Source organism: Agrobacterium sp. 16-172Ci (assembly GCF_053522725.1).
Genome location: NZ_JBNWBW010000019.1, coordinates 1 through 14,355, shown reverse-complemented (window position 1 = coordinate 14,355; position 14,355 = coordinate 1). Strand labels below are relative to the sequence as shown.

13 protein-coding genes are annotated in these 14,355 nt (G+C 60.6%); 5 read left to right on the top strand and 8 right to left on the bottom strand.

Annotated elements, in window-relative coordinates:
• Positions 1-3: 3 nt before the first annotated feature.
• The 8 genes from tssG to tssA form a co-directional block, all read right to left on the bottom strand.
• Positions 4-1,008, bottom strand: a complete 1,005-nt coding sequence (gene tssG, locus ACQZ40_RS16935; protein ID WP_142845613.1) for a type VI secretion system baseplate subunit TssG — start codon at positions 1,006-1,008, stop codon at positions 4-6.
• 9 nt (positions 1,009-1,017) lie between these two features.
• Positions 1,018-2,799 carry a type VI secretion system baseplate subunit TssF gene (gene tssF / locus ACQZ40_RS16930; RefSeq protein ID WP_448748297.1) on the bottom strand — a complete coding sequence of 594 codons (1,782 nt, stop codon included), beginning with the start codon at positions 2,797-2,799 and terminating at the stop codon, positions 1,018-1,020.
• Positions 2,792-3,301: a type VI secretion system baseplate subunit TssE gene (gene tssE / locus ACQZ40_RS16925; RefSeq protein ID WP_220318201.1), complete on the bottom strand. Its 510-nt coding sequence runs from the start codon at positions 3,299-3,301 to the stop codon at positions 2,792-2,794. The genes tssF and tssE overlap by 8 nt, the downstream gene beginning before the upstream one ends.
• Positions 3,294-4,118 carry a type VI secretion system accessory protein TagJ gene (locus tag ACQZ40_RS16920; RefSeq protein WP_448748296.1) on the bottom strand — a complete coding sequence of 275 codons (825 nt, stop codon included), beginning with the start codon at positions 4,116-4,118 and terminating at the stop codon, positions 3,294-3,296. The genes tssE and ACQZ40_RS16920 overlap by 8 nt, the downstream gene beginning before the upstream one ends.
• On the bottom strand, positions 4,115-5,509 hold the full coding sequence (gene tssC, locus ACQZ40_RS16915) for a type VI secretion system contractile sheath large subunit (protein ID WP_078052834.1): 1,395 nt from the start codon (positions 5,507-5,509) through the stop codon (positions 4,115-4,117). The genes ACQZ40_RS16920 and tssC (ACQZ40_RS16915) overlap by 4 nt, the downstream gene beginning before the upstream one ends.
• A 55-nt stretch (positions 5,510-5,564) precedes the next feature.
• On the bottom strand, positions 5,565-7,046 hold the full coding sequence (gene tssC / locus ACQZ40_RS16910; protein WP_035263814.1) for a type VI secretion system contractile sheath large subunit: 1,482 nt from the start codon (positions 7,044-7,046) through the stop codon (positions 5,565-5,567).
• Positions 7,047-7,144: 98 nt separating this feature from the next.
• On the bottom strand, positions 7,145-7,654 hold the full coding sequence (gene tssB, locus ACQZ40_RS16905; protein ID WP_035263819.1) for a type VI secretion system contractile sheath small subunit: 510 nt from the start codon (positions 7,652-7,654) through the stop codon (positions 7,145-7,147).
• A 66-nt stretch (positions 7,655-7,720) separates the two neighbouring features.
• Positions 7,721-8,776 carry a type VI secretion system protein TssA gene (tssA, locus tag ACQZ40_RS16900; RefSeq protein ID WP_125146544.1) on the bottom strand — a complete coding sequence of 352 codons (1,056 nt, stop codon included), beginning with the start codon at positions 8,774-8,776 and terminating at the stop codon, positions 7,721-7,723.
• Positions 8,777-8,996: 220 nt separating this feature from the next.
• On the opposite strand from tssA, the gene tssH reads away from it, so the two are divergent.
• The 5 genes from tssH to tssI all read left to right on the top strand — a co-directional run.
• On the top strand, positions 8,997-11,651 hold the full coding sequence (gene tssH, locus ACQZ40_RS16895; RefSeq protein WP_448748295.1) for a type VI secretion system ATPase TssH: 2,655 nt from the start codon (positions 8,997-8,999) through the stop codon (positions 11,649-11,651).
• Positions 11,652-11,708: 57 nt separating this feature from the next.
• The gene (locus tag ACQZ40_RS16890) at positions 11,709-12,185 is read left to right on the top strand and encodes an Hcp family type VI secretion system effector (RefSeq protein WP_003504561.1); all 477 of its coding nucleotides are present in this window, start codon (positions 11,709-11,711) and stop codon (positions 12,183-12,185) included.
• A 109-nt stretch (positions 12,186-12,294) separates the two neighbouring features.
• Positions 12,295-12,684, top strand: coding sequence for a Rap1a/Tai family immunity protein (locus ACQZ40_RS16885; protein WP_220318205.1), 390 nt, complete (start codon positions 12,295-12,297; stop codon positions 12,682-12,684).
• An 11-nt stretch (positions 12,685-12,695) separates the two neighbouring features.
• Entirely contained in the window at positions 12,696-13,196 is a 501-nt protein-coding gene (locus ACQZ40_RS16880; RefSeq protein ID WP_059761067.1) for a type VI secretion system amidase effector protein Tae4, read from the top strand.
• A 13-nt stretch (positions 13,197-13,209) separates the two neighbouring features.
• Positions 13,210-14,355: type VI secretion system tip protein TssI/VgrG (gene tssI, locus ACQZ40_RS16875; RefSeq protein ID WP_448748294.1), on the top strand; the 1,146-nt coding region annotated here is incomplete at its 3' end.

Below are 14,355 nucleotides of genomic sequence, written 5' to 3'. Positions count from 1 at the left end.
CCCTCACGCGGAAATCGCCGAGCCTTCCCGCTCGGTCACCACAGCATCGGCGCTGTCTTTTTCTGCGGGCGCCACGCGAGCCCAGCTGTTCCAGCCGAGGCGGGCGGGGGCATCGGACTGGCCGAGGCGGCAAAAGGGAATGTCCTCCTTTTTCAGGATCACCTGCACATCGAAATGCAATGCGCTTCCAACGAACAGGCGTGTCAGCGAAAATATCTCCGCAAGCCGCTTTGATCCGGGCGTCAGGGCGAGATAATCCGCATAGGCGACGGGACCGATCACGATCCGGAAACCGCCGCTCATATCTTCGACAGCGCTTCCCGCCGTCGTGTTCTGTCCGAGCCTCAGCCCGGATGCCTGTCCGAGCTGGCTTTGTTCGTGAAGCGGCAAAGCCACCCATCGCCGGCGAAACTGTTCGACATTCACCGGAAGTCCCGTGAATTCACAAAGCATGGAGGTCAGGGCCGAGACATTGCGGTTGCGGCCGGCCAGAAGGCCGCTGAACCGCAGGAGCGCATCTTCGCTCACGCCTGCCTTTTCCACCAGACCGGCCGTGCGGAACCCGGTGAGTGCAAGCAGGGTTTTGCGAAAACCGTTCTCCCTCTGCTCGGCCGACCAGCGCAATCCCCTTGCAAGGCGGTATTTTTCCGTCGCGGATACGAACAGTTCGCTGAACCTTGCGGCGAACAGATTGAAGAAGCTCGCCAGCGCGCCGGAGCGATTGCGCTCTTCCCGCTGCAGCAATTCGCCATAGGCCGGCGGCAGCGAACCGAGCGGCCCGACAATGGGCGCGAAGGCGGATTTCAGTTCGGCCTGGCCGCGTTTGTGGTTGAAACCGCTGATCGCCAGCGGGGTCGGCTGTGTTCCGCCATGAGCGCCGACGACAATCCCGTCATCCGCCGAAACCAGCTGGGCGACGCGAAACGCGGTGGCGGGCTCAAAACGGCCGGGATCGTCGCTGAGAAGCGCCGCCTGCCGGTCTTTCATGGTTGGCGTCTGCTGTTCCATCCCGGTCTCCTAGAGCAGCGGCCGGTCGGCCGCGCGGGCCGGCCAGCGGGCAATCGGTTTGGAGTGGCCGCGCATCGTTGCCGTCAGCCGCGTGAAACTGTTGATCGACGTGTAGAGCCCGAAGAAATGATTGAGGACATTGGCGAAAACAAATGCGGCGGGCCGGGCTATCAGCGCGGGGTCGAACTCCACGGTGATATCCGTTCCCGGCACCATGGCCGAGCCGATCCGGGCGTGGGAATTCTGCGCCTCGACATTGCTGATCGCCTCCACCAGCTGCCGCGTTTCCGGGCTGTCCCTGAAGGAATAGAGCGAAAGAATGTCCTTCAGCGGCGCGCCGCCGCTGTCGGTGAGGGAGAGATGGTTGAGGAGGAGATGCGAGATCAGCCGCCATTCACGCGCCGAGCGCTCGTTGACGCGGATCGCCGCCGTCGGCGGCATCAGCGCATGGATGGATTTTATAGCCTCGTTGCCGGACGAAAGCTGCAGGAAGGGGTGCCCGCCGCCAAAGGGAAGCTGGCTCGGCAGTTCACGATTGATGCACAGCGTATCGATGCTCGCCACCATGTCGAGCGGTCCAAGCGGTCCGCGCTTCTGATCCACGAAAGCGATGTCCGTATCGGAAGAACCGTCGTCATCGAAACGGCGCTGTATCTGCCAGAAAACGTTCGCGCCGTTATTGCGCTGGGTGCGGCCGAAAAACGGGGAGGTCTTTTCCGTCTGTCCGGAACGGCTGGTCAGTTGAACATTCTCGACGGCATAGATTTCGCGGGTCCGCTGCCGCCGTGCATCCGGCAGCAGCCGATATTCCGTGCGCGTACCATCGAGGCTGAGCGGTTCGCAGCTTTGTTTGAACAGGTTGATGACCGGCGAGGCGTTCAATACGAAATCCCGGACCGACACCATGCGCTCAAGCTGCGTGTCCGCCGTATCCAGATAGATGTAAAGTTCGCAATCGCCGCCGCTCCATTTTTGTAGCCCGTCGATATCGAGAAAGAGAAATTTCTGCGGCAGCGCGAAGAATTCCGTGAGAAGCCGGTATCCGTCAAAACTGTTGGCCGGATAGGGCAACATGGCCTGATCGCGCGTATAACCCGATGGCGTGAGATTGCCGGCGGGCAGGAAAACGGCTTCCTTGTCCTCGGCGTGCCGCGCAAGCGCCATGCCCACGCAATGATTGGTCAAAAGCTCGTAAAGCGCCGTGGCCTGCTGCCATGCGGCAGCCAGGAAAATCTGAAGCTTCGTCAGGCCCATTTCCGGGAAAGTGCCGCCGCGCGGCGCCGTGCTGCGCAGCGACAGCCGCAGGCAGCTGGCGGCGCCGGCAAACGAGGCCGAAAAAGGCGCGTCGATCGGCTGGCCGGACAGCGTTGCGGCTGCGATTTGCAGCGGCGCGATTTCCACTGCCTGCGTGGTGCGAAAACGGCAGCTTTCGCCGCCAACGGGTTCGGCAAGGATTTCGCTGTGCCGGGGAAGTGTCTGCACGGTTGCGAGCGCCGTGCTTGGGGTGAACTGAACCACGCTCATGGACGGGATTGGCGCAAGATAATGCGGGTAGAGCGTTTCCAGGAGGCTGTCCGACAGTTCCGGAAACTCGTCGTCCAGCTTCTGGCGCACACGGGCGGCGGAATAGGCGAAACTCTGGATCAGCCGCTCGACATGCGGATCGTCGGCGACATCGCCCGTCATGCGCAGCCGGCCGGCGATCTTCGGAAACGCCGCTGCGAAACGCGATGCGCGTTTTCGGAGCGCAAAGAGTTCATCATTGTATTTTTCGAGAAAGCCGTCAGCCATTCGTCGCCTCCACCAGGAAACGCTGCGTGGACGGATCGATCCGGGATTCGAAGCTGATCGGCGGCATGCCTTCCTGAAGGCGGAAACTTGCCTGTATGCGCATGCGAAGGGCGCGGTCGCCATCCGTGCGGTTTTTGAGGATCGTCACATGCACGTCGGCAAGGCGGGTTTCGAACAGGGAAATACGCCGCTCGATGCTGCGTGCGAGCCGCGCCTTGGAGGCATCCGTCACCAGATTGGCCGAAAGAATGCCGTCCACGCCATAGCTCACCAGCGCATCGGACAGTTCCTTCAGCGCCGCCGGCGGACCGGCGGGGTTACGGCGGGTATTGAGCAATGCCTCGAGATCGCGGCGGATGACCTCGCGCATCTCGCGTGCCTGATCCTTCAGGCTGACGAGCATATCCGTTTCCGAGTCCGGCGCGTCATCGAGCAGCCGGTCCAGAACGGAGCGTGACAGCGTTCTCTGCCGCGCGCGATATTGCTCGAGCGGATCAACCACGGGCGATCTGCCTTTCATCGTCGGAGGCGGCGGAAAGGGAGCCGATCTCGTGGAACGGCACCACATCGTCGCCAATCAGCAGGCAGCGCTGGCCTTGCCCGGTTGCCAGAGGCTGGTCTTCCTCGCTCCATCGGGTTTCCCGGCCGAGGAGGAGGCTGACATCGTCCTTCGCACCGTGATAGATGGCCGGAAGCAGCACGGATGCGACCGCGCCGTCGCGCAACGTCAGCTCAGCCCCGCGGAAAGCGAGGTCGCGCGGGCGGCTCATCGGGTCGATGGCGAGGCTTTCTATGCGGCTGTAATCGATCCACAGGTAGCGGCCGCCATTGGTCAGCACCTCCAGCGCATGCGGAATCCGGTCGTCCAGATCGCGAATATCGCCGGCGCTCTTGCCGTTGCGGCCGATTGGTACATTGCCGCGTTTTTCATCGAGTTCAGCCAGTCCGGTTCTGGCGGCATCCGCATCGCCGCTGCGTGCGGCGATATTCGCCCGGATGGCCAGTTGATCGAGTTCGGACGGACCGCCGGGGAAATCCGGCACCGCGCCGGTTTCGAACCACGCATTGCGTGCGGCCATGGCGCGCAACTGGTGGCGAAAGAGAGAAAAGCCGACGCTTTCCTGCGGCGAGAATGTTGCGGCCAGATTGCATTGCGCATCGGCCTTCTCATAGTCGCCGGCAAGGACCAATAGGTCGATGTAGAAATGGCGGCCATCCTTGTCGGCGGGCTTCGTTTTTACGTGTTCGCGCGCAAGACCGATCGCGTCCTGCAGCCGGTCATCGTCGAGAAGGCGGGAAATATCGTCGCGCAGCGTCATGCGGGTATCCTTTGCGGCTCGGCCGGAGACCGGGATGCGGCGGCGGGCGGCATCATGGTTTCGGCAATGAGATGGAAGCTCGTGGAGACGTCATCGAGCTGGAAATGCGGCTGAAGGCGCACGGTGCAGGAGAATGTTCCGGGCTTGCCGGGAACCTCGAAGACGTTGATGCCGGCGGAACGCAGCGGGTAGCGCGTGCGCAGCGCCGCTTCCGCATCGTCATTGCCGAGCGTGTAGGAGGAAAGCCAGCCTTCCAGCTTACGCTCTATCGTCGAGGCATCGCTGAGCTGGCCGATATCGTCGCGCATGATGACCTTGAGGTAGTGCGAGAACCGGGAGGCGCACAGCACATATTGCAGCATGGCCGCGAGGCGGGCGTTCTGTCTTGCCGCTTCGCTGGAATAATGGCCGGGCGCATGCAGGGACTGGTTGGCGTTGAAGATCGCCATGCCGGAGAGATAGGTGGTGGAGACGGGTACGATGCCGAGATCGGAAAATTGCTGTTCCTGTCCGGTCGTCAGCTGCACTTCGACGGGCGGCTGTGCGGAAAGGCCGTTGCTTTCGATGCCGAGATCGAGCGGCGGCAATTGCCGGGAAGAGAGCATGCCGCCATCCACGGCGTCCTGCGTCACACCGCGCAAATCCGCAAACCAGCCGGAGTCGACGAAATTGCGCACCACTACCGTTGCAAAAGCGAAGGCGGCATTGCCCCACAGCAGGGTCTCGCCGCTTTCCGCCACATGCTCGCGGAATGGAAATCCGTCATCCCGCCCCCGCGCATAGGGCCTGTAGGGCGAGCGCAGCAAAACGCGCGGCGCGACAAGGCCGACAAAGCGGGAATCGTCGCGTGCGCGCAGCGCATTCCACCGCAGCCGCGATTTATCCTGCTTCAGCGAGGAAAAATCGTGAACCCGGCTGAGTTCGGCGAAGTCCTGCAGGCCGACGGCGGAAGGTGCTGCCGCCGCGACGAAGGGGCAGAAGGCGGCCGCAGCCACCATGCCGATCTGCGACAGCGTCGTGATGGAATCGGCGCCCTGAATATCATCGGGGGAAAAGGCGTAGTCGCCGATCAAAAGGCCGACCGGCTCGCCGCCCGGCATGCCGAATTCGCGATTATAGACGACTTCGAAAAGATGGCTCTGGTCGAAGTCGGTGGCGCGTTCCGTGTTGCGGGCAAGATCGCGCCAGCTGGCATTCAGCAGCTTCACCTTGACGTCTGCGCCGCGGCCAGCCTCACGCACGACCATGGCCAGACCGCGCCATCTCGCTTCCATCGCCTGAAAATCAGGGTGGTGGAGAATGGCGTTCACCTGGCCGGTCAGCGCATCGTCGATGAGAGCGATGAGCTGGTCGGCGAAAATGCGGGCATCCGGAAAGGACTGATGCGCCATGAGCGGGCTCCGGGTGACGAACGGGGCCGGGGTGGCGGACCACCCCGGTCCGGGTTCAGTTCTTCGACGGAATACGGGCGACCATGCGCAGCGAGGTCGTCAGTTCTTCCATCTGCAACCAGGGCCGCATCCAGGCGACCGCATTGTAGGCGCCGGGTTTGCCCGGCACTTCCTGCACGGTCACCTTGGCGTCGCGCAGCGGATATTTCGCCCGGCTTTCTTCGCCCGCTTCGTCATTGGCGTTGACGTAGTTGGCGATCCAGCGATTGAGCCACACTTCGCAATCGGACGCCTCCATGAAGGAGCCGATCTTATCGCGGCCCATCACCTTGAGGTAATGCGCGAAGCGCGACGTGGCCATGATATAGGGCAGGCGGGCTGAAACGGCGGCGTTGGCCGTGGCTTCCGGCTTGTCGTAGAGCTTCGGCTTATGTGCGGTCTGGGCGCCGAAGAATACCGCATAATCAGTGTTCTTGTAGTGGCAGAGCGGCAGGAAGCCGAGTTTGCCGAGTTCGGCGTCGCGGCGGTCGGTGATGCCCACTTCGGTCGGGCATTTCAAATCGAGATCGCCGTCATCGCTGGAGAAGACATGCATGGGCAGATTTTCCACCCGGCCGCCATTTTCCGCGCCACGGATCGCCGTGCACCAGCCGCTTTTTGCAAAAGCGTCGGTCAGCTTCGTGCCCATGACATAGGCGGCGTTCATCCAGCAATATTCGTCATGTTGCAGGTCGCCATTCACCGCACCCCTGGTTTCGTCATAGGCGAAATCGTCAATCGGGTTGGTTTTCGGGCCATAGGGCATGCGCGCCAGAACACGCGGCAAAGCGAGCGTGACGAAACGGGAATCGTCGCTTTCGCGGAAGCTGCGCCACTTGGCATATTCCACGGTGTCGAAAATCTTCTCGAGATCGCGCGGACGGGCGAGATCGCGATAATCCTCGAAACCGAACATGTGCGGGCTTGCCGCCGAGATGAACGGTGCGAAAGCCGCCGCCGCAATCGATGAAACGCCCTGCAGCAGCTGTACGTCATCGAAGGAATTGTCGAATTCGTAATCGCCGATGATCGCGCCGAGCGGTTCGCCGCCGGGTGTGCCGAATTCGTCTTCGTAGATCGCCTTGAAGAGACGCGACTGATCGAATTCCACGGCCTTTTCCAGATCGCGCGCCAGTTCCCGCTTGCCGGCGTTCATGACGCGGATCTTCAGGTTGACGCTCGTTTCGGAATTCTTGACGAGATAGTTGAGCCCGCGCCAGGTGCCTTCAAGCTTGGCGAATTCCGGCGCCTGCATGATGGCGGCGAGCTGTTCGGAAATCGTTCGGTCCAGTTCGGCAATGGCGTGGTTGAGGGTGACGGTGAGGTTGCGGTCGTATTTGACCGTTCCCTTCAGCGCCTGGTCTGTCAGCGTGCGCAGAAGATTTTGCGCGCGGTCCGGTTCGGTCTGGCGGGTTGCGGCAACCACCTTGGACAGCAGTCCCTGATCTTCGGCGGTCGTTGCCTGTGCTTCGTTTTTCAGCAGGCTTTCAGCGCTCATGTTTCAGTCCTTCCACATGCGGCTTCGAGAAATGCCGCTTGAACAGTTGAAGCCCCGCAATCGGGGCCGTTCGGGGAGGTTTTCCTCCGCACAGGCGATTATTTGCTCGCGCCGTTCTTTTCCTTGAGTTCGGAAACCAGCGTTGCGAGATCGGTCTTGTTCTGCAGAATATCTTCCAGCATCCGCTCCAGATCTTCCGAACGGTCGGCCTTGGAAAGCAGGTCGCGCAGTTCGTTGCGGGCGTCCAGAAGCGCCTTGAGGGCGGGAACCTGCTGCACCACGGCGCCGGGTTCGAAATCGTCCATGCTTTCGAACTTCAGGTTGACCTGCATGTCCGTGCCGTCTTTCTGCAGCGTGTTGGCAACGGCAATGTTGAGGCCAGGCGTCATGCGGCGCATCACCTCATCGAAATTGTCGCGGTCGATCTGAACGAATTTGCGTTCGCCGAACGGCTTCAGCGGCTGGGTCGGATTGCCCGAGAAATCGCCGAGTACGCCGACGACGAAGGGCAGTTCCTTGACCACCATCGCGCCTTCGGTTTCGACTTCGTATTTGATGTGGACGCGGGGCTTGCGAACCCGTTCCAGCTTTTCGTGTACACTTGCCATTTCAACCTCCTTGATGCCCCTTGGCATGGCTGACTGTGAGGGGACGGGTTTCCGCCCCTTGCCTCGTTATTTTCCGTTGTTGTCTCCGCCGGGCTTGATCCCGGCGGCCGTCAGAACTGCATTGCGGGCCTGTGCCTCGGGCAGAAGCTCCGCCAGCAGTTCGGAAAAATCCATGCGTCCCCTGCGAACCAGCGTTTCGATGGAAAGAGAGATCGGCGAATGCGGTTCGGTTCGGCGAAAGTAACGCGCAACCGAAAGAAGAGTTTCAAACGCTTCATCGCGTGAAGATATGCCTTCCGGTGACGTCGCGGCTGTTCGTACCGCCGGTTGCCCGTTGTCGTTGGTTCCAGGAACCGCGGCTGCCGCCTGCTCGACCGGTGCCGGCTCCTGCTCGCGCCCGCCCAGCGTGCGAATGGCCGCAGCAGCTTCGATGAGCGTGTTGCGGATGTTGGAGCTGGGGGGTGCGGACTGGCCGCAGCGTTCGGAAAGAACCGCCATGATGGCGTCGAAGCTGGAGAGGCAGGCGTTGACCTCGGCCAGATGGGAAGACATGGCGGCAACGCCTGCTTCCGACGCCAGCCGATACAGTTCTTCGCGCCGTTTGCTCTCGTTGGGTCGCTGCGCTAGCTGGAAATCCCAGAGGCTGTGCTCTCCAAATTTCCCTCCGGGGATCAGCGGCGCAAGCCGGAGCGGCTGCACAAGCGTTCCCTCGGTGCCGATGCCGTTCAATCCCGCAAAAGGTGCAAATTTTTCCTCATCATTATCGTCGCTGATGGAGCGCAATGAGTCCCAGTGGTTGTAAAAAAGATCGCCACAAAGCTCATAGATTTCTCGCAATCCAGGAAAGCCGCGCAACCGCAGGCTTGCTTCGGCGAGCCACGCCAATATTTCTATGTCCTTGCTTTCGGAATATATAATCTGCAATCCAAGATTGCTGACACTGTCCCAGCTACTGGAAATCTTTAAGTTATCCTGTGGGGACGCGGCGCGCTCTTCTGTGCGCGCCTGGTTTCTTTCATCCTTAATTCTGTAGTATATTTCACGCGTTCTTGAATCGATGCGGATGTTTTCTCCGCAATCTCCAAAAAACTCTATATCTCTTTTAACATGCGGCGCGTTCAAGAGCAGTCTATCCCCAGAAAATAGTAATGGATTTTTCGTAGTTACTTCCCTTACGTAAGGCTATTCCTCAGACAGACTTATTCAAAATGTGTCTAAATTGTGGCGTCTACTGCCTAATCTAACCCGATAAAAAATAAACTTCGGGGTGGACAACCCGGTTTCATCATCATAGTTATTCCACGTCACGTTGTGGAATGAACCCGGGCAGGAGGCTCATTGCATGTCGCATATCGATCTCAATCGCCTCGTTGAAGCGCTTGAGCCTGACCTGCGCGTCACGCTTGAAGCTGCGGCTTCCGTTGCGGTGCGTATGGGGCACAGGTACGTGGATATCCCGCATTGGCTGCTGGCGGTTGTAGATGCTGGTATCTATGCGAAAACATTCGAGGAATTAAAAATTCCACTTCCGGTATTGCAGGCGGAAATCGGCCGCAGCCTGGAAGAGGCCGTGATCGGCGATGGCGAGGCTTTGTCGCTCTCACAGAACATTCTGACGGCGGGCCGTGAGGCATGGGTTCTCGCGTCGCTGGAGGCCGGGCGCGACCGCGTGACGCTTTGCGATCTGCTTCTGGCGATGGACGAGGAAACCTCGCTTCGCTCTTTCGTCCGCTCGGCATTTCCGTCGCTGAAGGCGATGGATCGCGCGGCTCTCGAACGCCTTCGCAGTTCGGTTGAAGACAGCAGCGGAAGAGAAGTTCCTGCCGCGGCGGCGGGTGCCGCGACGGCCGCCGGCCAGAACGATTTTCTGCGCCTTTACACCCAGGACATGACAGCCGACGCCCGGAACGGCAAGGTCGATCCGGTGATCGGGCGCGATGATGAATTGCGCCAACTCGTTGATATTCTTACGCGCCGTCGTCAGAACAATCCCATTCTGGTGGGTGAGGCCGGCGTTGGCAAAACGGCGGTCGCCGAAGCGCTGGCGCTCGAAATCGCTTCCGGAAATGTGCCGGAAAAATTGCGCAACGTCCGCCTGCTGAACCTCGATATTTCGCTGCTGCAGGCCGGTGCCGGCGTGAAGGGCGAGTTCGAGCGCCGTCTTCATGGCGTGATCGATGCGGTAAAACGCTCGGCCGAGCCGGTCATCCTGTTCATCGACGAGGCGCATGGCCTTGTCGGCGCCGGTGGTGCAGCCGGACAGGGCGATGCGGCCAATATTCTCAAGCCCGCTCTGGCGCGCGGCGAAGTGCGCACCGTCGCGGCCACGACCTGGAGCGAATACAAGAAATATTTCGAAAAGGATGCGGCGCTGACGCGTCGTTTCCAGCCCGTGCATGTGCGCGAACCGGATGAGACGACAGCGATCCGCATGTTGCGTGGTGTCGCCGACAGCTTCGTCAGCCATCATAACGTTGTGGTTCGTGACGAGGCGATTGTGGCGGCGGTGCAATTATCGGCGCGTTACATGCCGGCGCGGCAATTGCCGGACAAGGCCGTCAGCCTTCTCGATACGGCCGCGGCTGCCGTTTCGCTGGCGCGGCAGACCCTGCCGGAACGGCTGCGCGCCATGGAAAGCGAGCGGCGTCTTCTGACCGATGAGTTGAACTGGCTTCTGCGTGAACCGCAGGATGACGAGGTGCAGAGCCGTATCCAGTCGATACGCGACGAAGTCGAGAAGCTCGAGAGCGGGATCGACGATCTGCGCGGCCGTTACGATGCGGAAATGGCTGAACTCAGCGAAGATCAGCCCGTTGAAAACGGCGCATCGAATGTGTCGCGCCTGCGGCCTGCGGCTGAGACCAAGCCGGTAAACGTCGAAAGACTTGTGCCGACGGTGGTCGATCGTGAAGCGATTGCATCCGTCGTATCGCGCTGGACCGGTATTCCGCTCGGTAAGCTTCTGGCCGACCAGATCGAAAGCGCGCGCACATTGGATGCGCGCATGCGCCAGCGGGTCGTGGGGCAGGATGCTGCCATTACCCGCATTGCCGATGCCATGCGCACCGCCCGTGCCGGATTGTCCGATCCGCGCCGCCCGCCCGCCGTGTTCTTCCTCGTCGGTATGTCCGGAACGGGAAAGACCGAGACGGCGCTGTCGCTGGCCGATCTGCTTTATGGCGGCAACAGCCATCTGACGACGATCAACATGTCGGAGTTCAAGGAGGAGCACAAGGTTTCGCTGCTTCTCGGTTCGCCGCCCGGTTATGTCGGTTTCGGCGAAGGCGGCGTGTTGACGGAGGCGGTGCGCCGCCGGCCGTTCGGCGTTCTCCTTCTCGATGAGATCGACAAGGCCCATCCCGGCGTCCAGGATATTTTCTATCAGGTGTTCGACAAGGGCGTGCTTCGCGACGGCGAAGGCCGCGATGTCGATTTCAAGAACACCACGATCTTCATGACGGCCAATACCGGATCAGAGCTGCTGGCCGCGCTTTCCGCCGATCCGGATACGATGCCGGAAGGCGAGGCGCTGGAAGCGCTGCTGATGCCGGAACTGACCAGACAGTTCAAGCCCGCATTCCTCGGGCGCACGATCATCCTGCCCTTCATGCCGCTCGGTGCGGAAGAGCTCGCAAGGATCGTGGATATGCAGATCGGCAAGATCAGGGAACGCGTTCTCGCAACATACGGCGCCGACCTGACCCTTTCCGATACCGCGCGCGACGCGTTGGTGGCGCGCGCCGGTGCAAGTGAAATTGGCGCACGCGCCATTGAAATCATGATCGGCAAGGATCTCCTGCCGCCTCTTTCCAGCTTTTTCCTCGAAAAAGTCATCGCGGGAGAACGCGTGGGCAAGATCGTCGTCGATTTTGGTGAAAACAGGTTCGGCATTCGTGCCGAAGCGGCTGGGGAAACAGATGAATTCGCCGCGCCCGAAGAGGGTGGGGTGGATGAAGTTGCCGCGTCGGAAGGGGCTACCCGACGCATGCGGCATTAAACGAAGGGTAACGCGGCCTCGAAGCAAGAGGTCATTTCAGCTACAGGAGCTTACAGCATGCCAATTTATCTGCAGATTGACGGTATCCAGGGCGACGCCACGCATGAGGAACACCGCAAGTGGATGGATATTGAAGCCATTCACTGGAACGTAGCGCGCAACATGAACACTTCTGCCGGTTCTGCTGCAAACCGCGAAGCATCCGAACCGACCATTTCGGAAGTCATTCTGACCAAGGTTAGCGATTCTTCTTCCACCAAGCTTTTCCAGGAAGCCTGCGCCGGCCGCACTGGCAAGCTCGCAACCATCCATCTGGTGACTACGGGCAATCCGGGCAACACCTATATCGAGTATCTGCTGACGAACACGCTCATCGCCAGCTACTCGGTGGATTCCAGCGGTGACCGTCCGGTGGAAACGATCAAGCTCAACTTCACCAAGATGGAAGTGAAGTACACACCGTTCGACGACAACAACTCGCCGCAGTCTCCGATGATCGCCTCTTACGATCTGGCGACGACGAAGGCCGCTTGATAGCGACGCGACCCGGTGCCGGTATTTGCCGGCACCGGAACGTTTTCATTGCAGTTTTGCGGCTCACGTCGTGATGTTTCTCATCCACGTTGGACGAGGCGGATTTTTCATGCGCTCCCTATATGCGTTTTTTGTTTCCGTGCCGGTTGTTCTGGCTCTGTCCGGTCTTTCGCCGGCGGCTGCCGAGGAACGGACTTGGATATTCTCCGGTGCTGAACTCAAGCAGGCCATCGAGGGCAAACTTGCCCCGGAAGTGTCTGATCCGGAAATGCGGCGGCTGGTTTCCGTCGCAAAATCGAGCGCCTATATCGCCGGCGTGGCCGATCTGACAAGCGGATCGGACTGGTGCGGTGCGGGCGCCGTGGCGCCCCATGAACTCACCGACCGGATCTACACCTATCTCGGCGATCTTTCTGCGGAAAAACTGGATGAACAGGCAGCCACTCTCGTGCGGGAGGCGCTCAAGGTCTCCTTTCCCTGTGAGCAGAAAAGTAACTAGTGGGACGAACGATGCGCGTTAACTTTGACACTCTCTATAAGAATTATCCGAGCAGCGACCCGTCGCATCCGAACTATCTCAGCCAGCGTGATCTGTTCACGGAAATCGGCTGGGACGATTTCATCGGCAATCCGAACTATCACAATACCTGCGCCATCCGCGTCAGCATCGCTTTCGTGAAGTCGGGCATTAACATCGTGCCCGCCTCGCACCGCATCCAGAAGGGCCCCTATGCCGGAAAGGGCATAGAGGTGAACATGCGCCGCCTTGCCAGCCTGATGAAGCGGACGAGCTATCTTGGCGAACCCGAGCCTTTCACCCCCGCGACGGCGCGCAACGGCATCGGCGCGCGCAACGGTGTCGTGGCGTTCAACAATATCCCCGGCTACACCGGCGGCGGTCATATCGATCTTGTGCGGGGCGGCTCCGAAGCCACCCAATGCGCTTCGGCCTGCTACTACAATTCGGAAACGATCTGGTTCTGGCCCCTGCAGTCCAGCCGCGGGTCCTGATTAGGAGTATCCCATGAACGACCAGCCGTCTTTTTCCGATTTCGTTCAGGCGAGCCGCGTTCTGAAGGTGTCTTCGCCACTCGGCGAAGACCAGCTTCTTCCGGAGCGCCTGTCCGTCGAGGAGGGCGTATCGCAGCTCTTCGACATTCGCCTGACGGTGCGTGCCAAGAAGGAAGCGGTCAAGCCCGAAGAGCTGATCGGACGGCTGGTCGATATCTCCATCGAGATCAGCCAGGGCGACGGCGATGGCGGCGGTGTTCGCCGCCCCTTCAACGGCCTGGTGACGGAGCTGCATGAAGGCCCGCCTATCACCCGCGGCATGCGCTCCTATGCGCTGACGATCCGCCCGCAAATGTGGCTTCTGTCGCGCCGGTCGGATTGCCGTATCTGGATGGACAAGACGGCGGTGGAGGTCGTCGAGACGCTGTTTTCCGAACACGGCATTCCCGCTCCCGATACATCGGGCATCATCTCGCCGCCGCCCGCACAGCATTACAGCGTGCAATGGAACGAGACGGATCTCGATTATCTCACCCGCCGTTTTGAAGAGGACGGCCTGTTCTACTGGTTCAGCCATGAGGATGGTTCCCACAAGCTGCATGTGGCCGATAGCGCCAGCGGCTGGCTTGGGCCGTCGCCGGCAGCCCAGGGGGAGGGGACGGTGCGTCTGGCGCAGGGGTCTTCGGATCGTAACCACATCAACGACTGGGCGCGGCGTTTTTCCTATGTTTCGGGCCAGCGCGCTGGCGCGGACTGGAATTTCGAGACGCCGGGCATGGTGCCGGGCACGATGACACCGTCGCTGGTGCAGATGCCGGATGCGACGAAGCGCGAGCTTTACGAATATCCGGCCCGCATCAAGACGGTGGAAGAGGCCGAGCGCGCGCAGAAACTGCGCACCCAGTCCATCGAAGCCGATCACGACCGGGTTTTCGGTTCGTCGACCTCGCGCATTCTGGAGGCCGGCCGCCGTTTCACGCCTTACGAGGTCGCCCACCCCGAACACGCCTATGAAGAACATGTGATCATCAGGGCAAGCCACAATATTGTCGATCTCTCTTATGAGACCAATGGCAACGAGCCGGAATATCGCAATCACTTCGAGGCGATCCCCGCCCGTGTGCCGCTGACGCCGCACCGGTCAACAAAACGCCCGCGC